This is a genomic window from Pseudoalteromonas sp. S2755 (genome assembly GCF_005886535.1).
Lineage (GTDB): Bacteria > Pseudomonadota > Gammaproteobacteria > Enterobacterales > Alteromonadaceae > Pseudoalteromonas.
In genome coordinates, this window is sequence record NZ_PNDS01000010.1 from 1 (window position 1) to 25,813 (window position 25,813).

Below are 25,813 nucleotides of genomic sequence, written 5' to 3' on the forward strand. Positions count from 1 at the left end.
GGGCATAATGTCCTCCGCCGAGCCTCCTTGTAGTTGGTCTATAAACCACAATCGTCGCTGCGCAAAAGAAACTGGCTGGATACTTGATGTACGCGCCACCGCTTCTACAGCTGGACGCATGTCACTGCCTTGGCTCTGATTGATGCGTGTCGCAAGCGCTGCCAAATTCTCCGCATCAAATACTGCCTGCACTGGCAGCGCTACGGCAAACTGCTGTCTTATTTCTGACATTAAGCGAATGCTCAGTAGCGAGTGGCCCCCTAGTGTGAAGAAGTTCGCCGTGGTGCTGATTGTATCGCTCGGTATATTCAGTAAGGCTGACCAAATATCAACTAACTTTTGTTCCACTTCGGTTACCGGTGCTACATACTCTCCTTGCAGTGCACTCCCTTCTGGCTCTGGTAAGGCTTTTCTGTCTACTTTACCATTGGCCGTTAATGGCCATTCATCTATTGCAATAAGTATACTTGGCACCATGTGAGCGGGAAGATCGCCATTTAACTCCTTTTGTATATTTTCTATCAAGTTCTTTTGATCAAAGCCGCCATGGTTATGCGAGGGTTTAAAATAACCAACCAACTGAGTTGAACCTGCAACTTCTTTTGCTAGAACAAGCGCTGAATCAACACTATGTAAACCACTTAACTGATGCTCGACCTCTCCAAGTTCAATACGTAAACCTCTAATTTTAACTTGATGATCAATTCGACCCTGATATTCAATTTCCCCGTCGGCTCTTAAACGTGCAAGATCGCCTGTTTTATATAAACGTGGAGAACAGCTACCTTGTCCTTCATCATAAAAAGGGTTATGAATAAAACGCTCAGAAGTTAGTTGTTCTTGGTTTAAGTACCCTCTCGCGAGACCATCTCCGCCTATATGTAATTCCCCTACTGATCCCTTTGGCACTAGGTTTAAATTAGGGTCAAGAATGAGCAACTGAATATTGTCGATAGGCTTACCTATCGGCACTCCTTTGCTGATATCCCCCGAGCAATCCCAATAACTTACATCAATGGCAGCTTCTGTTGGCCCATAAAGATTATGCAACTGGGTACTTGGTAAAACCTTTCTAAATTCTTCGACATGGCTTTGCTGCAACGCTTCACCACTACAAAATACTTGCTCTAAGCTATGACAATGTGAGAACTGCTTATTTTCCAATATCAGTCCTAACATTGAAGGAACAAAGTGTAGCTTAGTAATTTGGCTCTGCTGGATTAGGCGGCATAGATACTCAGGGTCTTTATGCCCATCAGGACGAGCAACAACCAGTTTCGCCCCGTAGGCTAAAGTCCAAACAAACTCCCAAACCGAAACATCAAAGCTGTACGGTGTTTTTTGTAGCACGTTATCACGATGAGTCATACCATACTTATTGTGCATCCAATGAATCCGGTTAAACAGAGCTTGATGCTCAACCATCACACCTTTTGGTTTTCCTGTAGAACCAGAAGTGTAAATCACATAAGCTAAGTGATTCGCAGTCAAACCTAGTTGTGATTTAGGTCCATTTGTTATGTCATAAGTTGAAAATTGCGCATGCTTATCCAATGCGACAGCGGGTGTTCCCAAGCGTTCAGCTATCTCAATATTACTTCCTTGAGTCAACACAACTCTAAGAGCAGCATCTTCCACCATATAAGACAATCGTGACACTGGGTAGCTAGGGTCAAGAGGGAGATATGCCCCTCCTGCTTTTAATATCGCAACGATACCGACGACCATTTCAACCGAACGCTCAGCGCATAGGCCAACAATATCATCAGGCTTAATATGGTGCTCTTCACGTAAATAGTGCGCTACCTGATTTGCTCTCCTATTAAGTTCTGCGTAGCTGAGCACCTCATCATCAAACACCACGGCGGCCCGTTCAGGATGAAGCGAGGCTTGCTCTTCAATCAATTCATGAATGCACATGTCCTTAGCATAAGGAACTACCGTATCGTTCACTTCATTTAACAAGTAATGTGCTTCTTCCTGAGACAGCATAGGCAGCGAGGGCAAGTCATTATTACCCTCTGCAACCATACAAGCTAACCCATTAAGTAATTTACAAAAATGATCGTTTAAAACTTGGATCCGCTGCTCCATGAAAATGCTAGTATCATACTCCCATACTAAGGCAACACCTGAGTCACTAATACTGATATCAATATCCAGATCAAACTTGGCATGAATGTAATCCGATTGATATGTCTGGAGTTCAACATTTGGTAACTTGAATGCCTGCTCCGAGCCTGGCGTTAAAGCATAGTCACTGTTTGTCGTTAACAATACTTGAAACAAAGGAGAGTGACTTTGACTTCGCGGTATTTTTAAGCGCTCAACTAACTGTTCAAAAGGGACATCCTGATTAGACTGAGCATCAAGGTGTAGCGCTCTAATATGTGCAAAATACTCATCCATAGCAACAAAACTGGTATCAGCTCGAAGTACCAATGTGTTTGCAAAGAAACCAATGAGCGGCTCCAGTTCTGACTGCAGACGATTAGCTATAGGCGTACCAATAACGATGTCATTACTATTACTGTGCTTAGCAAGCAAAAGTGAAAGCATTCCATGTAACAACATAAATGGCGTTAATTGATACATCTTAGCGATATTGATAAGCTCTTTCGCCAATGCAGATGAAAGCTGGCCATGTACGATACCGACTCGGCTGGCCGTCCCTTCAGTGCGAGGCTTATCCAAAGGTAAAGAGTGAACGACAGGAAGATCATCTAGTTGCTTTTCCCAGTATGCTAATTGCTGCTCTAAAACCCCATTGCTCAAGTACTGTTTTTGCCACAGTGCATAATCTGAATACTGGATAGAAAGGGCTGGAAGTGGGTTGGGCATACCAGCTATATACGAATGATATAAGGTAAACAACTCCTTCAAAATGACTTCCATTGACCACCCATCAGACGCGATGTGATGCATATTGAATAATAGAACGCCAGAATCATTCGTCCGTTTGATATAGCTTACGCGGAGCATTAGGTCTTGACTTAAATCGAATGGCTGGCCAATCAGCTCATCGATGTGGCCCTTTAACGCAGTTTGTAATGAATCACCACTGAGATTTGTAAGATCAACTTCTTGAATATCAAAAGCAAAAGCATCTATGCCCTTTAATTGTTGTACAGCCAAGCCATCGTGCTCATGGTAAGTAGTACGTAATATCTCATGTCTTGCAATGATGGTATGGAACGCTTTTTTCAACACCGCAATATTGAGTTCACCTGTTACATCAAAAGCCATCGGCATATTATATTCTTGAGTACTGCCTTTTAAATTATCAATAAACCACAGGCGCTGCTGTGCGTACGATAAGTTATGTTTTTGATCCGTTTGAGTTGCTTTTACAACTTTTTTATATCCGTCACTTCGGAGGTAGTACAGGATCCCTTCTTTATTGTCCTTAATTCGCTGTATTAACTCAGGGATGGCTTCCTCAAAGTTGATTTTGAGTTGGTCATTCTCCGCCAGCTCAAATGAGAACTGTGCCTCGGCACAATCGGCTATTAATTTTTTTATATTTTCCACAGAAATTTTACCTTTTTACATAGTGCAAGGTCTACAGAGCGCATCTTACTTCTCAACGAGCTAATAAGTGCAAACGACCAATTACCAATCCATGACTGGAGTATTAAAACTTTATATTCAACAGAAGCTAGCGACTAGCTGCTTTATCCTCAACCTATTGAGACCTAAAATAACAGAGTAAATCCGAGCTATCCGACCTTGCCCGTTAACTTACATATAAAGTCGACTCTACTTTTTTATTCTTTGCTTTCCACCAGCTTTCGACCACGAGCGTTCTCAACAACCAACGATCTTTGCCATCAAATCTGGGACTGTAGGCATTACGAGAATGAACCACTCTACGATTGTCAAAAACCAGCATTTCGCCTTCAGCTAAGGTCAAAGTCAAACATCCTTTTACGATGGAGTCTTTAAGAGACGAGAAAGCTTCGGCTGATGCGCTACTGCACGCTTCCATATAAGCTGGGTCATAAATAATTTCTGGATCTTCGGTACCATCCAGCACTTTTACCTTGGTACTACGTAAATCACCCTCGTTATTAAATGTGAGATCTTCCCAAATTAAATAGTCTAATTGGCTCAGTTGAGCACGCTCTGCATCTGACAAGCTCAGGTGATTTGCTGGCATCAAATATGTTTTTACTTCAGGGTCATCCCTTAAACATAGCAGTGTAACGAAATCAGCTTTCGTTTCGTGGAATCCATCTTCAACATGCCATTCAAGAAATACACTGTTAGTGCCCACTTGCTTGTTAGAATCTTTCTTTATTGGATAGATATCGTCTACCAGACCAGTGGTAATTTTATCCTTAAAGTTATATACATACCCTAATGATACAGAAATGATCGATTGTAATAGCGCGGCATAATCTCGCTGCTTACCCTTAATTTCATTTTTCGCGAGCGGTGTATCACGAAGCCCTTGTAGTAGCGGCAAATTCTTTATCAATAGATAGCTATGATCACCGCCTTTAAACTTGAATTCAAGCAGTTTTCTTTTAATTCTACGAGGAAATTTATTCCATGTTTCTAGATAGTTAAAAGTGATATCTGCACCATCTTTTGAGTTAACTGTATTATGCTGTCTGACTAGTTGTTCTATTTTTTCTTTTTCATCATCCAATAAAGTGAGGATCAAGCCTCCACAATCAGGCTTCGCTTCTTGTTGATGCTCAGCGGGGCTAAGCTCTTTTAATAATTCCATGTTTTTCTCCGAAAAGTTAGCGCCATCAAATCATTGATATCGTTTGATGGCCAGAGTCATGCTGTAGTAGATTGCGCATAACTCTGACGAGAATAAGGTTTACTTTTTATATTACTATCGAATTTTTCTTTTCTGACACCGTTGTTTCTACTTGCTTAACTGCTGCCGCTTTCGACGCATCCACAAGAGCTGCAATCCCTTTGATTGTAGGCAGTTCGAATACATCTTTTAACACTAGACTAATCTCATACTGTTCATTGAGTGCAGCAACTAAGCGACTGATTAGCAAAGAGTGTCCACCCAGCTCAAAGAAATTAGCTGTAGTGCTAATCTGTTGAACCTCAAGGTTAAGCAATTCAGACCACACTTTAGCTAGATGCTCTTCAACCTCTGTTATTGGTGCAATATATTCTTGTCCGATTGATGCACGGTCAGGTTCTGGCAATGCCTTTTTATCGACCTTGCCATTAGCATTCAATGGCCAGCTATCTATAATCATAACGATTGTGGGTAACATGTATTCTGGTAATTTCTCTTTGAGTACGCTCCTCAACGCCGCTTTAAACTGACTTTCTGAACTTTCCTCTGTGTTTGTCTCCACTGTTAGCTCTATCGGTTTTACATAAGCGACGATTTGCAGGCTACCTTGCACTTCTTTGGCCATCACCACAGCAGAGTCTACATCACTTAAGGCTGCGATTTGTGCTTCAATTTCACTGAGTTCAATTCTGAACCCTCTGATTTTAACTTGCTCATCGACTCGTCCAACAAACTCTAAGCTACCATCTGATAAACGCCTTACAAGATCGCCTGTGCAATAGAGTCGCTGTTCTTTTATATCTGAGCTTTCATTGCGCACAAACTTCTCAGCTGTAAGTTCAGGGTTGCCAAAATAGCCCTTCGCTAAGCCATGTCCCGCAACATATAAAGTACCAGTTACTCCATTTGGTACCAATTGACGGTTATCATCTAACACATAAAGTGCAGTATTTGGGAAAGGTGTGCCCAATGGGATCGACCCACTCTTTAAGTATTCAATTCCATACTTACTGGTATCGAAGTAACTAGCATCAATAACCGTTTCCGTTTGACCATATAAATTGAAAATTCGAGTACTGTTATCAACGACTTGATTTAGTAATTCTAAATCATCAACTTTCCACGCTTCACAGCCTATTGATATGAACTTAAGCCCATGCAACTTCTGCTCATTATTCACAAGGTAATGTCCCAGTTCTCTTACAACACTAGGGACAAAATCACCATAAGTTACTTGATGTATGTTTATCAAATTACAAAGTTCATGTGCTGAAATTAACGTTTCGTACGGGCAAATGATAAGCTTCCCAGCATTACTACAAAGCGCCTTGATTATATCACCCAGTAAAATATCAACCGACAGTCCTGCCATTTGTAAAACTGTCAGCGGTGCCTTATCAATTTCAAAAATATGGTCCCAGCCAGCTTTTCTCGCAAGTAGCCCGCAGTGCTGAACCATGATCCCTTTAGGTTTACCAGTGGTCCCGGAGGTATACATCACATAAGCAAGGTGGTTTGTGGTTAATCCAATCGTACTTTTATCTAAGTTATCAGTAGGATACTCAATAAATGGTGAATTATCTCCATCTATCAAATCGTCAACAATCAAAACCTTTGATGCTGATAACTCAAACTTATTGAGTAACTCAGATTGTGTTAGAACAACTTTAGGCTCTGTTTCTGAGATGATATCCGTCAGTCGATTATTAGGGTGACTTGGGTCTAACGGAACATATGCCGCCCCGGCTTTGAGAATCCCTAAAATACAAACAATCATCTCCAATGAACGCTCAACACATAGGCCGACCAATGTATCTGGCGTAATCTCATGCCTAGCCCTTAAGCAGTGTGCAACCTGATTCGCTTTCTGGTTTAGCTCAGCAAAAGTAAGGGCCTTGTCTGCAAACACCACTGCAGTTTGTTCTGGGGAGTTAGCTACTTGCTGTTCGAAAAGCTCATGAATGCACTTTTCACTATCATAACTTTGCTCGACGCCATTTAATTCATGAACTAAGCGGTTAATTTCAGCTTTCGACATCATCGGTAATGAAGATGGTGCAACCTTTGTAGGGTCATTAATAGAGCCTATGGCTTCAAATAATGAACAAAGGTGTTGGTTTAATTGTTCGATATGCTGGGTTTCAAACAAACCGTCATCAAAGGTCCAATCTAAGCTCGCACCAAGCTCGCTAATACTGACATTGAGCTCAATATCAAACTTAGCTTGTACTTGATCAGAAAGGTATGCTTTCAACTCTGCGTTTGGTAATGCTAATGTTTGGCTGTTTGAATTTTCATTCACTCCAAAATCGCTGCTCGTTGTCAGCATAATTTGAAACAGCGGACTATACTCCGAGCTGCGAGGAACTTTCAAGCGCTCAACAAGTTGCTCAAATGGTACATCTTGATTAGATTGAGCTCCTAAATGCACTTGGCGAATATGATCAAAGTATTCATGTAACGATTTATGCTCGGTATTTGCTCGTAATACTAATGTATTTGTAAACAGCCCAATCAGTGGCTCTAATTCTGCCTGAGTTCGGTTTGCAATTGGCGTACCTATAACTATGTCATTACTATTGCTGTGTCTTGCTAACAAGAGAGAAAATCCAGCATGAACCAGCATAAAAGGAGTAAGCTGCAATTTTTTAGCCGTATCTAGTAGGGTTTTAGCAAGCTTTTCGGAGAGTTGACCATGTACCAACTTCCCCATAGTTTGTTTGCTTTTTTGGCGCGAAAAATCACAAGGTAAGCTATGTATCATCGGTACATCTTTGAGTTGATTTTCCCAATAACGCAATTGACCTTCTAAGACTTCACCAGCTACGTACTCTCGCTGCCAATGACTATAGTCTGCATATTGCACTGGTAACTCTGGTAACGGGTTTTGCTCTCCCTCACTGAACGCTTGGTATAATGTAATAAACTCTTTGATGAGTATCTCAGTTGACCATCCATCGGACGCGATATGGTGCATATTAAATAGCAGTACACCCGAGTCTTCAGCTTTATGAATGTAGCTCACTCTCAGCATCAAATCTTGCGCCAAATTAAATGGGGTATTCATATCACATGAAATCAGATTTTGAACTTCAGACTCAAGCATCTCACCCGTGAGATGCTCAAGGTTCTCCACAGTGATGTTAAAGTCTATTTCAGCCATCTCACGAATGACCTGCTGTACCTCACCCGCATCTGATAAGTACACGGTGCGCAATACTTCATGACGCTCAATAATTGCTGCAAATACTTTGCGCAGCGTCGCAAGGTCAAGGGTACCGCTTACTCCAAAAGCAACAGGCATGTTGTACTCAGCAGATCCTTTTTGCATGCTATCAATAAACCATAGCCTTTGCTGTGCAAATGAAGCCATTTGAAGCTTATCTCCCTGCCTTGGATAGCGACTGATAGGGAGAATATCTGCATTTTCCTGTTGTTGCAACAAAGAAACAATTTCACTTTTCTTCGCTATAATTTGTGCTTTGATTTCGCTATCCATCGCTCCTGGCGGCGCTTTAAAAGCTAAGCTTCCATTCTCAAGATATAAAATAATGCCCTTATTTTTAACTTCTCTTAGCAACTCAACTACGTTCATAGTAAACCACCTTCCATACATTCTAATTCTTCATTACTTGCACTGTTTAACAGCAATAATGGTTCGATATGTGCTGCAAGTTCTGCAATTGTTTTATTTTGAAATAACACCCTAACACTAATGTTTATTTTGAACTCTTCTTGAATGCGATTTAGGACTTTCATAGCCAAAAGAGAATGTCCTCCTATAGCAAAGAAATCATGCGTGGTGCCAATTAACATAGATGTATTCAAGAGTTCTTGCCAAATATGAGTAAGCTGTATCTCGACTTCCGTTTCAGGCTTTACATAGTCTGCCTTTGTGTGGTTTAACGCACTTTCAATTAACGATTTGGTATCTAACTTACCATTGGATAGGTAGGGAAATGCCTCTAATTCTATTAGCTGTTTTGGCTGCATATATTCAGGTAATTTATTGGCTAACAATTGTATAAGTTCCGCTTCGGAAGCTGTAGGAGCAACAATAAATAGAGAAAGCCCACCTCCAGCAACAACACATTTTGCTTGCTCCGCAAGGCCTGCATTCAAGATAATCATAGAAACTTCATCCGGTTCTATTCTATAACCATTAAGCTTTACCTGATTATCTAGACGTTCTAAGTACATTAGGTTACCGTCTGATAACACTTGGACATGATCACCGGTTTTATAAAAATCTAAGTGACTAGTATCACAATGAACCAGCGCAGCCATCGTTAACGCCTCTTGACCGTAGTAACCATTGAAAACAGAGTCACCTGCAATTTGTAGCTCACCTGTTTCCCCTATTTCAGCAAGATCACCGTCCTCTTTCACGACCCGACAATGTAAGTTGTTAATTGGATATCCGATAGGCACAAAATCTGTTACTGTCGCACGCTCATAGCGCCAAAATAAAGCATCAATACAGCACTCAGATGGCCCATATAGATTAATAACTTCACAATTAAAAGTTTGCATCGCTTTATCTGCAGTTGAGCTCTTCAATGCCTCACCGCCACAAAATACACTTTTTAGCGTGAACGATACGGATCCATCAATGTGTTCAAGTAACAAGTCTAATAGTGATGGAACAAGCTGTAGTCGAGTGATCGAATAGTCATGCATCGTTCGCTTGAAGAGTGGTAGATCATAATTGATTTCACTTGGGGCAATCACCATCGTTGCGCCGACCATCAACGGTGCCCAAAACTCCCAAATTGATGCATCAAAACTTGCCGATGTTCGTTGCAGGAAACGATCGTCTTTTGCAAACGTAAATTCATCATTAATCCAGTTCATATGATTGAGCAAAGCTTTGTGACTGATGCTTACTCCCTTGGCCTTTCCTGTCGAGCCAGAGGTAAATAAAATATATGCTAGATCTGTTTCTTGAATAGTTACATCCGGTGCTGTCGCAGCGTACTGCTCGAGCTTGAGCTCATTTAAATCAATGTTTTTACACCCAGTGACCTCATACTCACCAACACTGATCACCGTAGTTGCTTGCGCATCTTTAAGCATATCGGTGATACGCTGATGTGGCAGGTCAATGTCGATAGGAACATATGTTGCTCCCGCTTTCATCGTCGCCAACATCGCAATGACGAACTCCACAGAGCGGACCATACATAGCGCGACGACATCACCTTTACCTATGCCTTGATGTTGTAAATAGTTCGCAAGTTGATTTGCGGCACAATCAATGTCTGCGAGTGTTTTTTCCTTACCATTTAACTCAACCACGTTACCGTTGCCTGCAGCGACGACCTTGTTAACGTGATCTAAAACCGTTACTCCCGATGTAGTAACAACTTTACCATAGCTTTGATATTCAGCTCCTAGGCGTTGAGTGGAAATACCCATATGGTTAATTAACGCTACTTTTATCTGATTAAGCAAATAGGTAACGGCTTGATCATCAACATAACTGTTATCATACGTTAGCTGTAGACGACTGCCACTCTCTTGCTGAATATAAGTAAACTGTAACTTACAAGCTTCAGCTAAGTGTTTTACCTGCTCGAGTTGCAGTGTCGGCTGCGCTACATTAACTACGGCATCAAAAATAAAGCTAAATCCTGCGGATTCATGATCATGGCTTTTAGCAAAACACTCTGCATAATCAACACCATGCTCACTACATTCAAGTTCGTTCTGTATAGCGTCATTAAAGTTGTCAGCAACTTCTGGGAATAAGGGTACAGCCCGGCTCAATGGTCCGATAGCATCGGCTAAATCACTGTCTGAACGGCTATCAAACATTCTAACAAGTTCGGCTTTTGGTGCGAACTTCTTTAATGCTAAACGCAAACTCGCGCATACTACCTCAGCACTCGTCGCTTGATATTGCTTAGCAAAACGTGAGATCTCATCTTGAATATCACCAAGGTTGATATAGTCAAATTTATACTCTGACTTTCCATCATGCTTATATCGTTGCAAAGTACACTTATCAACTAGCGCGGCCACACTTTTATCTCTCGCCCAAAATTGACGAGCTTCTGTTAAGTCGTCATCTAACAAGAAATCAGCTAACCAAGGTGCTAGTTCCTCATATTGGATGACTTCATTTTGCAACCAAGTCTGCGCATCATGAGTATACTCGCTGCCAGCGGAAAGGATCAGCTGCATTAGATGCGTCAATGTAAAGCTATCTGTGTTTAGAGCACTCATTTCAAGACAACACCAATAGCCATTGCTTTGCTGCGCAATTACTAATCGCAACCAAGGAGTGGCAAAGTCGCTCGATTGCTGTTCCCCGAATATCGTGAGCTCTGATTTACGCTGCGTTATCTGTGCATCTGTATAGCCACGCCAATCCTCTGTCACCAATTCAACCGGATCAAGATCTCTGATATTTTGCCAAAGCCCTCCAAATTCATCCACCTCATAGGCTGTGCGAATAATGTCTAAACGCTCTGCTAAAGTGGTCAAATATTCACTGACAGCTTCAATGTTTAAGCTACCCGTATGTAAAGCACTAATTGAGCCAAGCTGAATTGACTTATCTATATTATTGTTCAGCTGAATCCAATGCGCGTTTTGAATTGGAGACGCCAATACTTTTTTATTCATTGGGTTATTCCTTGTTTTTTCTGCATCAATATATGCAGAAACGGTTTACCATTGTTCATTTTTAGTTATTTAAAAGCAGAGAGCGACTAATAATGCCTAGTTCTTTGCTTCTTATTTAAGTGGTAAAGCAAAATAGTCAGAAACTACTTTCATCAATAGGATTTCTCAACCGGTATGCACTAAATATTAATACCTACCGAGAATATTTCTCGTCTCTACAGAAACCCGACCTCCATCTCTTGCTCTGCTTGATGGGCGAGAGAAGGAAAACTGCCATGCTCTATATAGTGTGCCAACTCTTGTTCTATTTCACTTAGTACTACACAGATATTATTCAATTTATCTTGATTGTTGCGAAGCTCTAGCTGTTCTCCGACGATGCTAAAGTCAATATATTTTTTGAATGAGGTAAAATCTTTAAATTGGGCATAACAGCCAGTAAACAAACCTTCCCATCCCGCAAATGGTGGGGGAAATCTAAATTCATCATGCTCTTTGAAACCGTATTTCGGGTTGGTAATAATGAACTTCATGGCAACACCGATACGCTCAAACTCTGAGGGGCCTGATGAATGGAATTGATTTGCTCTGAAAATGTAAGCATCACCTAACTGCGGTTTCACGACTGTAGTGCTCTGCATATCACTTTTTGGCAAAATATGAATTTTCCCTTTTGCGTCATGGTACAGGTAGCTATCGCGTAATTTTTCGATTTCTATGCCTGTAAACTCTTGAGCCAAACCGAGGTAGTCAGGTGCCTGAGTCGCTCCATCAATGAGAAAGTTGGTCTTTGGTATATTGTTATTCCCATAGAGGCTTGGTACCTGCTCTGACGTCATCACTTCAAATAGCGGTTGCTCACTTAACTTCTCAAGCGCAGATTGACGATATAACGGGATCCATAGGTTATAGCAAGGCCCTAACCATTGGTCAATTGAGTCTACGTGCCACTGATATTTATTAGCTTTGTTTAATTCAGTGACCGGCCTCACTGCTGAGTTCTTCAGATTAACGGGTGCAACAAAATCATTGACGTAAGCAATGTCATCTCGACAAATACCGGGGTGAATATCCTGTAACGCTGCAACAACAATATCGAGTAGCGCGTTAGCATGAGCTTCAACAAACTTCCGATTAACGTAATGAAGTTGGTTGTAAAAACAATCCTTAGCTTCAATTCCTCGAATGGTAGAGCGCACAAGCCCAAGTAAAAGCTCATCAGAGATAGCTTTATCTAGTTTTAGCATAAACATAGATCCTTTTTATATCGTAAAATTCTTTATTTCTGACTCAATGTCGATCTGTTCCATGGTATACGTAGCAATAACACGTAATCTCTACGCCCATCCACTTCAATTTTCAAAGAAGTAGTGCAAACCAAGTGTGTCCTTGGTCGTTGGATATAGTAGTGGGCACGCCCACCAAGCAAAACAAATAGCTCTATGAGTTTAGATTTTCACAAACTAACAAAAACAAGGTATTAGTATAAACCAACGCCATTTAGGAATGCGCATCACGCTTCTACCATTCAGGCTATTGCTAGCTCAATATTAAAGTGTATCAATTATTAAATATATTTAAATTTTTACACCGAGTCAATTAACAAAGGTATAAAAATGACTAATTTACAAACAAAGTTCCCTTGGTCGATATATTATCATCTCATGCGTGAGACGATAATATATCTCGACAGGGCTCACTTACCCCATGGCCACAAGCACTCTACGAGCACCTGTAAATGGTTTTCGACCATGTGCAACCAACCAATTATCTATCAGTAATACATCCCCTTCACGCCAGTCAAACTTCACTTCCTCTTTCGTATACGCCAGCCTCAGTGCTTCGACGGTCTTGTCATCAATGTCGCTACCATCACCATAACGCGTTGAATAGGGAAAATCCTCAAGCGCTAAGTCTTCTTGCATTTTTGCTCTCACATCTGGGCATAGGTTATTTGTGTGCCAAAAAGAGATATGGTTAAACCAGACTTTTTCTCCACTAATTGGATGTTGATGCACAGCCTTTCGAACCTGTTCAGTGACTACTTTTTCATCCGAAATTGGTGTCACTTTTAAATCAACCTTTTCTCCATAAGCTTTTATGTCTGCAATATCTGTCATACCAAACGCTTTCGCCACTGTTGGTCCATATCCATTGCCATAATTCCTACGCAATAACCAGCCTTCTCGCTTTTCGAATTCGGATACGATATCACGGTCAATTCGATTCAGCACTTTACGTACATCGACCAGTTGAGTTTGACCACCACTTTCAGGGGCAGTCAAACAGCAAAATGCTAACTTACTTGGTGGCTCTGTGACATACGACAACTCGTTATGCAAAGCAATTTCTTGATCAGAAGGAAACTCCGTGGCCGTATAAACCCCTTTTGATAGCTTTGTCCTCGGCGTTGCCCCTTCCACATACTTAGCCGTCTGTTTGATGCTAGTGGCAACAAACTGCTGGAAATCATCTTCGCTATGTATATTAAAGCCGCGGAATAACACAGCGCCATATTTAGCAAGCTCTTGCGCTATTTCCGACTCATTCTGATTATACCAAGTCGGTAAATCAACGTTTGCCGTATTGCACTTATACACTATAGGCAATGTAGGTGATTCTTCTAAAAAAACCTTTGAAACTAATGAACTTACCGACGTTGTAGTTTCACTTTTTTTATTACGCCATTTATTAAAACTCATGCTACGTTTCCTTCAACTGAGAACTGACTCTTATTTCTCACTGATTTAAATTTTCGCTTCGCTGAACGCAACTTGCTGCGGGCATCTTCGTTCAATATTGTTTTCACTTCCGCTAACGTTTTGCTCTGCAACTCATGGGATGCCAACATCGCTATTATTTTTTCCAATCGACGCAACGTTGATTGATCAAAACAACTGTTTTGCAAGCGCCATTGGCCCTCTATTTTTTCTGCGCTCAGTCTGTCTGAAACCAATAAGCTCACCGAGCTGTCTGTCACAAGCTCTTGCTGCATCATAGTATCCGACACAAACTTTAACTGATAGGCAAAAATAGTCTTCCAATCGGTGCCGCATTTTTGATTGTACTGTTGCGTTATCCAATTCTTATCAACAAACTCGTAATCCACACTTTGTGATAAATTATCCAGAATACCTTTCAGGTTGTCTTGAACGCGTGCATCTTTACAAAATGAACCAGACAAAACGCCTCTACCAACTGTAGAAGAAGATACTCCAGACACCGTACTTAAGATACAATCACTTTCAGAGTTAATCACTAGGGCCAAATTAAAAATCGCAGAAAAGGCCTTTGCAATTGTCACATTATACTGACACGCTAAATTCCGCAATGCAAATGATACTTCTTTATCGAGGAAAAAATCAACTGTTTCTGTTGTGGAACCTTGCAGTTGTAAGTCAGTCTCCAATAATTCCGGTTGAGGTAACGCAGCCAAGTTATCTTGCCAACTTTGCATATGACGCCACAGCGTATCACGATTGACCGTACCGCCATTTCGAATCGGCATATTTGATACTATTACGTATGACTTTGGTAATAGATATGTAGGTACCAGCTGTTTTAAATTATGTTGAACTGCTTTCAGCTGCTCTTGCTGTGCAGCACTGCTGCCCGACAACCTTAGGTAAACCACTTTTTCTATCACCGCAACTTGAATCGTTTGCGACTGAGCTGAGATAATATTTTCTAGAAATACATCATCACGGCTCATTCTCAAAGCACCATAGTGAATAGCTTCGATATTGCCAGCGTTAGTTTCTCGCACCAACATCTTAGTATTTTCAAAATTATTATTTTCATCAAAGGTATAGAGATAACCAATAGCACCTGTTGGGGCACGATTCTTGTCGTCAAACATCACTTTCGCTTGATGTTTATCAAAAGCTCTCCCCAACGAGATGGCCTGACCAGCAATCACTTTCTCTGCACAAATATAACCTTGTAGGTCAAGACTCAAGACAGATGTTACCGAGTAAAGCTCACTCCATCGCCACAGTAATGAATCAGCACCAGACTCTGCATGAATGATAAGCTGCTGAATAGCATAATCCTTACATAAAGTTACATCAGCAAGCAGTGCAGCTGTTAGCGTCAGGTGCGTCACTTCTTTTGTGATTAAAGTATCTTCGAGGTCTCGAGCAGTCTCTAACAACACCAGTTTAGCGCCTGACGCGAGCCCTGTAATCCAATCTATACGATTGGTTTTCTCTGTTTCCGGATGAATTAACAAGTTTGCATTCTTATGTAGCTGCATCGTTTGCTGCTGCCTGAGCACTTGTTGTAACAAAAGTGCATGGCTTACTCTACCATTATTCAATCGACTATCTATTATCGCTCGGTCAAAAGACCTGATAGAGACCTCATCCTGGCGCATATTTGCTGAAGAAAATGCCTTCAGCTCATCATCTGAAGGCACGCGTAATGCGTTACCAGATAAGCGGCTTACCGTGCACTCTGAAAATAGCAAGACGCTACCTTGAGCTGCGATGTTGTTGAACCAGTCTGTATTTTCAATGATGTCATGATATTCATATATCGCCCCAGCTTTTAATACAGCCAACTTGGAGACATAACGGAACACCCCTTGGATTGCACACAAATGTACTTGCTGTCCCTGCGTAACCCCATTCTGAATTAAAAATCTCGCCAGTTGGTTTGCCTTTTCATTTAACTCCTTATAAGTGAGTGAACAATCACCACTGTCGATAGCCGTCGCATCCCCTTTCGTCTCCACCATATTTTCAATCAACGAGTGGACCGACGTAAATGACTCCAATGGAAGCAGCTTCGGAGTTAGCGCTTCTGTCGTGTTTGCCAAGGCTAACTTATCTACCGCTATATCAACATTCACAGATAATTGACGCAATATCACATCAAAACTATTGGACATTGATTGAACCGTTTCAAAGTCAAACAGATCTGTTGAGTAGGTCAGATTTAACCAAAGCCCACCCTCACCTTCTTCAGCAACCATTTGCAAATCGTACTTCGTTAGTGAGTTTTCGCCCATCACAGGATAAGTTTCCAACCCGTTCAACTCAAAATCAGACTTTTCTGTGTTTTGCAGCGTAAACATCACCTGAAATAGCGGACTATGACTCAGCTCTCTCGGTATTTTCAAACGATCAACTAACGAATCAAAGGGTATATCCTGATGATCGAATGCAGATAACGTATTCTCTCTATTGCGACCAAGCAGGGATCGGAAACTTTCTCCTTCAGTCCATTCGCTACGATATGTCATGCTGTTAATGAAATAACCGATCATAGGGGACACCTGAGGGTGGGTGCGACCTGCAATAGGACTTCCAATAACTACATCTCTTGTCTGGCTCCAACGCCCAATCAATACTGAAAAAGCGGTGTATAGCATCATAAAAAATGTTGCTTGATTTTCTTTTGCTCTTGCTTTTAATCCCTGGACCTGTTCATTATCAACAAACCAAGAATGTGTCTTTCCAGCGAACTTTTGCTGTGCACCTCGAGGCCTATCGAACGGTAATGCATGGGAATAAGGCGCGCCTTTGAGCATTTTTTCCCAATACACTAACTGCTCAGATATGCGAGTTTCGGTATAGTAGTTCCGTTGCCAGTGAGCATAGTCGCAATACTGAATATCTAACATAGGCAGTGGATCTGGCAACTGTTTGCAATAACTTTCGTAAAGTGTCGCAAATTCTTGGATCATGATGGCCTGTGACCAAGCATCAGACGCTATATGATGCAGTGTAAAAAACAATACATGATCGTGTTCTGTTCGTGCGACTACTTTTGCTTTCAACATTAAGTCAGATTGCAAGTTAAAGACCTGGTTCATCTCTTGATTCGAGATCTGAAGTATTCTTTCCTGTTGCTCTTGCGACGAAAAGCCTTTTAAATCAACAATCGGCAGCTCCATGTATTGAAGAGGCTGAACTTCTTGGCAGACTTCTCCCTCTTTCTCAATATATACAGTACGTAATACTTGATGGCGCTCAATTAACTTATTAACAGCCCACTGTACTGCAGCCAAATTTAGCTCTCCTTTGAGGCCAAACGCTGCATGTATATTATATTGATTACTCCCCCCTTCTAGCTGATCAATAAACCATAGACCTTGCTGCGCAAAGGTAAGTGGCAATATTTTACTCTTATCTACTGGCGTGATCAGTGTTTCATTCTCCGCTTTCTGCTTTAGTAGTTCCTGTTCTCGTAAATAAGCACTTATTTGATCTTTGTTCTCACGGATCAACGTTTTCAGATCATCAGGAAAGCCACCTTCCTCGCTAATATAAGCTAACTGCTCGCCTTTTAAGTAAAGCACAATATTACAAGCTTCTGCGTGGGCGATAATTTGTTGTGGTGAATTCATTAAAATACTCCTTCTTCTACAGCTTTACCTGCTTCTAATATTTGCGCTTTCTTACTTTCGACTTCAGCATTTTCTAGTTCAGCCGCTATTTTTTCTGATAACTGGCTAATAATTGGCTTCTCAAAGAACTCTTTGATAGATAATGCAGATTCATTTACTGAGAACATTTTTCTTATTTCACTGATAACACGGGTTACTACTAAAGAATCCCCGCCTAAATCAAAGAAATTATCTTCAATCCCGATTTGCTCAATACCTAGCACCTGCTGCCAAATAGCAACGAGTTTCTCTTCAACCTCATTTCGAGGTGCGACATAATCACTCTCCAATTCAGGGCGCTCATATAAAGCTTGTTGCGACTCAGCAACCTTTTTGTCTATCCACTGGCTTAGTCGCTTCTCCAATGCACCGGTTGAATTCACTAATTGTGGGTAGTAAGCGATTGACATCATAGCTGCAAACGCTTCTATCCCTTCTTCAGGTGTCATCGAGAAATCATCTTGGGTGGCCTCCGAAAAACTCCATCCATCCCAGTTAACACTTACCCAGCGTTCGTCACCTTGCTCATGCTTACTTTGCGCAAATGCGTCCATAAATTGGTTTCCAGCGGCATAAGCCGAGAATCCAAGGCCGCCAAGTACTGAAGATAATGAAGACATCAATATACAAAAATCAACTTGTCGCGTTTGTAGCAAGGTTTCTAACACTATGACGCCATTCGCTTTGGCACGATATTGTTTTTCGAAGTCATCTTCAGTGGTCTCAATGAGTGCTGTCATTGAACCGTGTAGCTGGCCCGCAGCGTGGATCACTCCAGAGATCGCGCCAAACTGATTTTCTACGAAATTCATAGCATCTTGCATTTGTTGTAAATTTGCGGAGTCAGCACTTAGAATTATTACTTCTGCACCACTTTTTTCCACTTGAGTAATTTGCTCAATTTGCTTACAAAGGTCTGGATCAACTTTACCTTCCAGCAAGCTTGGCCATGTCGCGCGCTCGGGAAATTTAGAGCGCCCCACAAGTACCAGCTTAGGAGCTGCCACGGCTTGACTAATATATTTAGCAAGCAAAAGACCTATGTTACCCAAGCCGCCTGTAATAAAGTAAACACCGCCATCGACTAAGCGATGAGCAGCTGGTGTCTCTGTATCGATTAGCTCAGTTTCATAATCAGGCTCCCAACGTTGATTACCACGCAGTGCAACAAGTGGTGCTCGCTGTTGTGAATGTAACTCCAATGATAAACGCTGGCACAATTTAGCAATTGCATGATCACGCGTAGCTTGATTCAAATGTACGTCAATATGATGGCAACTCAACTCAGGATATTCCTGTGGTGCGACTTTACATAGCCCCTTAATTGTTGATTTACCTATGTTAAGAGTTTCATCACCAGTGACTCGCTCAACATCATTGGTTATGAAATCAATACTCAATTTATCATCTAGACCCGCTTTAACGATTGCTTGAACAGTATAGAGAGCACTGTATGCGCCATACCGTTGTGCTTGATTAAATTGTGTCATATTTAGCATATTCTCAGTTGCTGTTGGCGCAACACCTAACAAGTGTACAACGCGATCCAACTGTACCTCTTTATTGATGACTTCGAGCAGCGTTTCATAATCTTGACTATTGCCAATATCAATATTGAAACTCTGATCATCTAGACGGTTGAAGCTCTCTGCTGAATATGCTCGATATACAGTGTGGCCGTTCAACATAAGCTGAGAAGCTAACTCTTCCGCGACACCATGACTGTCCATAATTAACAACCAATGTTGCTTATCTGTGTTAAGTTGCGCCTTGGCTTTTTTCATTGCGGTACTTTGCTTCCATATCGGCACCGACCACCATTTATCAGCAGCTAACTTAGCACCATGAGAGGATACGCTCGTCAAAGAATCTGTTTTGGCGTCCACCCAGTAACGAACTCGTTCAAATGGATAGGTAGGTAACGGTACACGACGACCTACCTGCGCTAAGTTGAGCGCGAACCAATCTATATCCACACCATGACTCCAAAGAGAACCTACCGCACTTAACAATTTTTGTTGATCACAGATAGCTTCGTTCGCATGACGCGTAACCGACAGTACCACTTGTTGCTGCGCATCACGGTTTTTCTTCACGAGTGTTGTTAAACTTCTACCAGGCCCCACTTCTACAAATATCTTTTGATCAGCAAGAGAGTTTGTATCAGATAGAACTGTCTCAATACCATCAGCAAATAACACTGTGCCTCTTAGGTGTGCGAGCCAATACTCTGGGTTTTGTGCTTGCTCATTAGTAATGAACTTCCCTGAAACATTCGATACATAGCGAATCTTCGGCGCATTCAACTCCACTCGCTCAAATACCTTCGAGAATTCATCTAAAATCCCATCCATCATTTTCGAATGGAAAGCATGGGATGTATGCAGCGGACGATAATCGATGCCGCGCTCTATTAATAGCGCCTGTAACTGCGCAAGCCCTTGCTCTGAGCCAGCTGCAACACAGTTGTTAGCAGAGTTCACCGCTGCTAGGCAAGTATCACTTAGCTGCAACAACGGGCGGAGGTGCTCAACTGGCATTGCAATAGATAACATACTACCGGGTTGAGCCTGCTGCATTAAGGAACCTCTAGCACATACCAGCTTTAAAGCATCTTCTACCGTGAATACCTCAGCCAAACAGGCAGCAACATATTCACCGATACTGTGTCCTATCATGACGTCAGGCTTGATACCCCAAGACTGCATCAATGTTGCTAAGCTATATTCAATGGCAAATAACGCTGGCTGTGTTACACGAGTTTGCGCCAATAAAGACTGCGCAGCTTCAGGCGTTAACTGGCCGGTGATTTGAGGGTAAAGAACCGCTCTTAAATCTACATTGATCTGCTCACTTATCGTATCGGCACATTGATCAAATACCAATTTAAACTGCGGCTCATTAAGATAGAGCTGCTGCGCCATTTCAATATATTGCGCACCTTGACCCGGGAACATAAATACCACCGAGTGATCATCAGCTTCATTACGAATCACTTTTGGATGGCTGTCCAGCTGCGTAATTGCATCTTCCAACGATGAACAAGAAATATGAGTACTGTATTCGTATTGTGTACGACCCACTTGCAGAGTATAAGCAATATCATGCAAGTTCACCTGGTCGTCTGCTTTCGTCGCCAAGTAGGAACGCAAGTTCTCACATGCCGCTTTGACCGCACTACTGGATTTTGCGGAAATCGGCAACAGCCAAGTCTTACGTGGTGATGAACTGGGTTCGACCTCAGGAGCTTGCTCTAATATCACATGAGCATTAGTTCCTCCGATCCCAAATGAGCTCACGCCAGCACGTCTGCTTTGATCAGCATCACAATCCCAATATTTACTTTCAGTATTAACATAGAATGGAGATTGTTCGAAGTTAATCTGGGTATTACTCTGTGTGTAATTAATTGTCGGTGGTAGCTGTCGATGCTTCATCGCCTCAATGACTTTGATCATACCAGCAGCACCTGCCGCAACATCTAAATGGCCGATATTCGCTTTGACGGAGCCCAATGCACAATAACCCTTTTGTTCGGTCGCAAAGGCATTTTTGAGCGCTTTAACTTCTATCGGATCACCAATTTTAGTACCCGTGCCATGTGCTTCGAGGTACTGAATAGAATTCGCTTCGACATTAGCGTTTTTCAACGCTTGTTTAATTACTGCAGCTTGGCCCGAAATACTCGGCGCCATATACCCTACTTTTTCTGCCGCATCATTATTCACAGCAGTGCCTTTAATTACAGCATGGATGGTATCTTTATCTGCAAGCGCTTTATCTAAGCGTTTCAGTAAAAGAACACAACCACCACTGCCACCACGTGTTCCTGTCGCCTCAATATCAAAAGGTCGACAATGACCATCTGCAGAGTTCACGCCCCCTTCTTGGTAAAGGTAACCATCGGCCTTCAATGAAGCGATACGAGCACCACCAGCAAGTGCCATCTCACACTCATTTAGCAATAAGCTATTACATGCTTGGTGCACATTCACCAATGAAGATGAACAAGCTGTCAGTACGTTTACACTTGGCCCTGTTAGATTTAATTTATAAGACAGTTTGGTCGCCAAAAATGATGCACTTGTGCTTGCCACCAAACTCTGAGAGGCACTACTGACAACATCTGGATTGCGCAACAAGTTTTCAATCAAATAAGCACTATCCGTTACACCAACGAAGACACCCACATTTTGTGGTTTTGAGTGATCTCCATACCCTGAGTGTTCTAATGCATCGGAGGATACTTCTAGCATAAGACGGTGTTGTGGGTCTAACAACTCAGCTTCTCTAGGAGTGTAATCAAAGCGCTTTGCATCGAAGTCAGCTACGCCACTAAGGACATCCATTGATTTGATATAACGAGGATCTTTCAGCATTGCAGGCGCGACACCTGCAGCCACCAACTCCTCATCGGAAAAAAAGGTGATAGATTCTTTTCCAGCACTAATATTTTGCCAAAATTGATCAACATTAGTGGCATCAGGGAACCGACCAGCCATACCGATAACCGCTATATCTGTGCACTCTTGTGTGAAGCTTCTAGTCGTTAACGTTGCACCATGCTCAAGCCCATCATCGTGTTCACCAGACAGGAACTTGGCAAGTGCCCCGATGGTCGGATATTCAAATAGATCAGTTAGCTCAACGTCGACTTCCATATGTTGTTGAATCGCCTTCTGTAGCTTAATACTAAGCAGTGAATTCCCTCCAATCTCGAAGAAGTTGCTATTCACCGATACCTTGTCGAGCTGCAAAACATCACACCACACTTTCACTAGTGCTTGTTCAGTATCATTGGCAGCTACAATAAAGTTATCTTTCGACGCCATTTCAGATGGGTTTGGTAGAGCTTTGCGATCCATTTTGCCATTTGCAGTTAAAGGCCATTCCGTCATTGGGATGATCATGCTTGGGATCATATGCTCAGGTACACGGTTCCCAAGCTGAACTCTGACCTTGTTAGTAAAGTGCTCAGGCAGCTCGTCTGTCATCCCATCGCTCGCTTTCACGTAGCCAACGAGCTGGTTAGCACCGCCAATCTCATAGGTAGTCACCAGTGCTGAGTTAACACAGTCCAACTTCTCCAGTTGCGCTTCAACTTCACCAAGTTCGATTCTAAATCCACGAACTTTTACTTGATCGTCCGCACGGCCAATAAACTCCAAATTTCCGTTTGGTAAATACCGCACTAGATCACCTGTTTTATACAGGCGCTTAGAACTATTCTGATTGCCAACTTGATAGAACGGATTGGTAACAAATCGCTGCGCTGTTAAGTCTGAGCGATTTAAATACCCACGAGCAAGCCCTTGGCCTCCAATGTAAAGCTCTCCTACACTGCCGTAAGGAACAAGCATATCGTTATGCATGATAAACAGTGACTTTCCCGGTAACGCTTTACCAATGCTAACCGTTTCATCACATTTCAATAGTGCCACACTACTCCATACAGAAGCTTCCGTTGGCCCATACTCGTTGAACAACTTGACACCGGTTAGTGCAAACTTCTGATAGTGCTTTTCAACGACATTTTTCGAACAACTTTCTCCTGCGACAATCGCACCGCGCAAGGCTGGCAGTGCGGTACTGTCGACCTCATTTAGGATCAAGTCATAAAAACTTGGAACCATAAGCAGGTGACTGATTTCATGGCGTTTAAGCTGACTCACAATATAATTAGTATCAGCTTTCTTATGAGCACTAAGCAAACATAGTTTTGCACCACTAGTTAGAGAAGAGAATATTCCCGCAATGGAACTGTCAAACGACATTGAAGAAATCAGTAAAAAGCTAGAGAACTCTTCATAAATATCAAATCGACATACCGTTGAATACACCAATGATTGATGCTCAATCATCACGCCTTTCGGTTGCCCAGTTGATCCTGACGTATAAATTACGTAAGCAAGATTATTTGAGGTTAAGCCAGTTTCCGCAGAAGAAAGGTTGTGGCTGTCGTACTGTGAGAATAAATGTGTAGTACCCTGATTGGTTTCCGCCACGTGATCAAGGGACACTATAGTACCTTTAAAATCACTTAATACCGAGTCAAGATGCGATTGGCTAAGCACTACCTCTAATGAGGCATCATCAAACATGTAGCTCAAACGTGATTGAGGGTAATCAGGATCTAGAGGGACATACGCAGCTCCCGCCTTTAGGATTCCCACAATGCCAATCACCATTTCTAGTGAACGCTCTACACATAAACCGACAAAAGTATCAGGGCGAATATCATGGTTTGCACGTAGGTAACGCGCCACCTGATTCGCTTTTTCATTAAGCTGCTGATATGTCAGAGCTTGCTCATCAATGACCACAGCAATATTATTTGGGTGCAACTCCGCCTGCTGTTCAAATAGCTCATGAATACAATGATCTGTTGAACGAGTAAGTTCAGAGTCATTGATACTATGTACCAACTGGTGTGTCTCTGAGTCACTTAACATCGCAATTTCCGACAAAGCAACGCCGCGGTCATTTTGCAACGTAGAGATCTCCGTTAACAAGCGGCATAAATGTGCATTTAGTTGCTCAATATGATGCGCTGAGAACAGGTTCAGATCGTAAGTCCAGCGAAGTCCAACACCTTGCTCACTTATATTTAGGTCAATATCCAAATCAAATTTCACTTGGATTAAATCAGAGGCATTCGCCTGTAACTCAACACTAGGTAGAGAAAAGGTATCCATTCCACCATCATCAATGCCATAACTCGTACTCGTCGTCATCATAATTTGAAATAAAGGGTTGTAGGATTTGCTACGCGGTACCTTCAGATGATCAATGAGTTGTTCGAATGGAACATCTTGATTAGTTTGTGCACCTAGATGCACTGTTTTGATATGGCTAAGATAGTCTGCCAATGTTTTATGTGCTGTATTTGTACGCAATACTAATGTATTGACGAAAAAGCCTATAAGTGATTCAAGCTCACTTTGCTTACGGTTCGCAACAGGTGTACCAATAACGATGTCATTACTATTACTATGGCGAGATAGCAACAATGCTAAGGCACCGTGAAGAAGCATAAATGGAGTCAATTCATAAGCCTTGGCAACCGCTAACAATTTCTGTGCGATATCCTCTGGTAACGAGCCCCGCACAACATCTGCCTGTTGCTGCTTAGTAACTGGCCGTGCTTTGTCTAGCGGTAACGAGTGTACCGCAGGCGCTTCATCTAACTGGGTTTGCCAATAACTCAGCTGTTTTTCAAGTACGTCACCTGCCAGATAGTCTTTTTGCCACTGAGCATAGTCTGCATACTGCACATCAAGTGGCGGCAACGGATTAGGTAGCTGCGCATGGTATGCATGGTAGAGCGTAACAAACTCTTTAGTCAGCACTTCCACGGACCAGCCATCAGATGCAATATGATGCATGTTAAATAGCAACACACCGGTATCCACCGTTTTCTTCAGGAAACTAACTCGCAACATTAAGTCAGACTCAAGATTGAAAGACGTGGTTATATCCGCATCCATTCTTTGTGTCACAGCATCAGTTAACGCATTACCACTCAAATGACTCAAATCTTCGACTTGAATTGTAAAGTTAACTTCGTCCATAGTGCGGATCTGCTGAACGATACGACCTTCATGTTCAACATATACTGAGCGAAGTACTTCATGGCGCTCTAGTATTGTAGCGAATACTTGATGAAGCACTTGTAAATTCAGCTCACCCTTAGTATCAAATGCCATGGGCATATTGTATTCTGGCGAACCATTCTGGAGATTATCAATAAACCACAAGCGTTGTTGGGCAAAAGAAATATCAGCTTTACCATCTACCCGTTTTGCAGCCTCAATTTTCTTATTATTATCACGCTTGGTATAAATCGCATCTAATTGTTCAAGGTAAGCAACCAAACTCGCTTTGTGCTCTTTGATCAGCGTTCGAAATTCTTCTGTGATAGCACCTTTGGGCGCTTTTGCTTTAAGCTGATTGCTTTCGTCTAGATAAAGATCGATATCTGATTTAGCTAATGTATTTAGTATTGTTTTCGCATTCAT

At 42.0% G+C, this 25,813-nt stretch carries 8 protein-coding genes; all 8 read right to left on the reverse strand.

The annotated features are described in order from the left end of the window. Window positions 1–3,531: non-ribosomal peptide synthetase (locus tag CWC03_RS02500; RefSeq protein ID WP_138580447.1), on the reverse strand; the 3,531-nt coding region annotated here is incomplete at its 3' end. A gap of 205 nt (window positions 3,532–3,736) precedes the next feature. Continuing rightward, window positions 3,737–4,735 carry a TauD/TfdA family dioxygenase gene (locus tag CWC03_RS02505; RefSeq protein ID WP_138580448.1) on the reverse strand — a complete coding sequence of 333 codons (999 nt, stop codon included), beginning with the start codon at window positions 4,733–4,735 and terminating at the stop codon, window positions 3,737–3,739. Window positions 4,736–4,841: 106 nt separating this feature from the next. Continuing rightward, the gene (locus tag CWC03_RS02510) at window positions 4,842–8,369 is read right to left on the reverse strand and encodes a non-ribosomal peptide synthetase (protein WP_138580449.1); all 3,528 of its coding nucleotides are present in this window, start codon (window positions 8,367–8,369) and stop codon (window positions 4,842–4,844) included. After that, window positions 8,366–11,404: a non-ribosomal peptide synthetase gene (locus tag CWC03_RS02515; protein WP_138580450.1), complete on the reverse strand. Its 3,039-nt coding sequence runs from the start codon at window positions 11,402–11,404 to the stop codon at window positions 8,366–8,368. The genes CWC03_RS02510 and CWC03_RS02515 overlap by 4 nt, the downstream gene beginning before the upstream one ends. 215 nt (window positions 11,405–11,619) lie before the next feature. Then, on the reverse strand, window positions 11,620–12,651 hold the full coding sequence (locus tag CWC03_RS02520) for a 2OG-Fe(II) oxygenase family protein (protein ID WP_138580451.1): 1,032 nt from the start codon (window positions 12,649–12,651) through the stop codon (window positions 11,620–11,622). 453 nt (window positions 12,652–13,104) lie between these two features. Beyond that, on the reverse strand, window positions 13,105–14,106 hold the full coding sequence (locus tag CWC03_RS02525) for a TauD/TfdA family dioxygenase (protein WP_138580452.1): 1,002 nt from the start codon (window positions 14,104–14,106) through the stop codon (window positions 13,105–13,107). Further along, entirely contained in the window at window positions 14,103–17,756 is a 3,654-nt protein-coding gene (locus CWC03_RS02530) for a condensation domain-containing protein (protein WP_138580453.1), read from the reverse strand. Before CWC03_RS02530 ends, CWC03_RS02525 begins: the two co-directional genes overlap by 4 nt. Further along, on the reverse strand, window positions 17,756–25,813 hold the full coding sequence (locus CWC03_RS02535) for a non-ribosomal peptide synthetase/type I polyketide synthase (protein ID WP_138580454.1): 8,058 nt from the start codon (window positions 25,811–25,813) through the stop codon (window positions 17,756–17,758). Before CWC03_RS02535 ends, CWC03_RS02530 begins: the two co-directional genes overlap by 1 nt.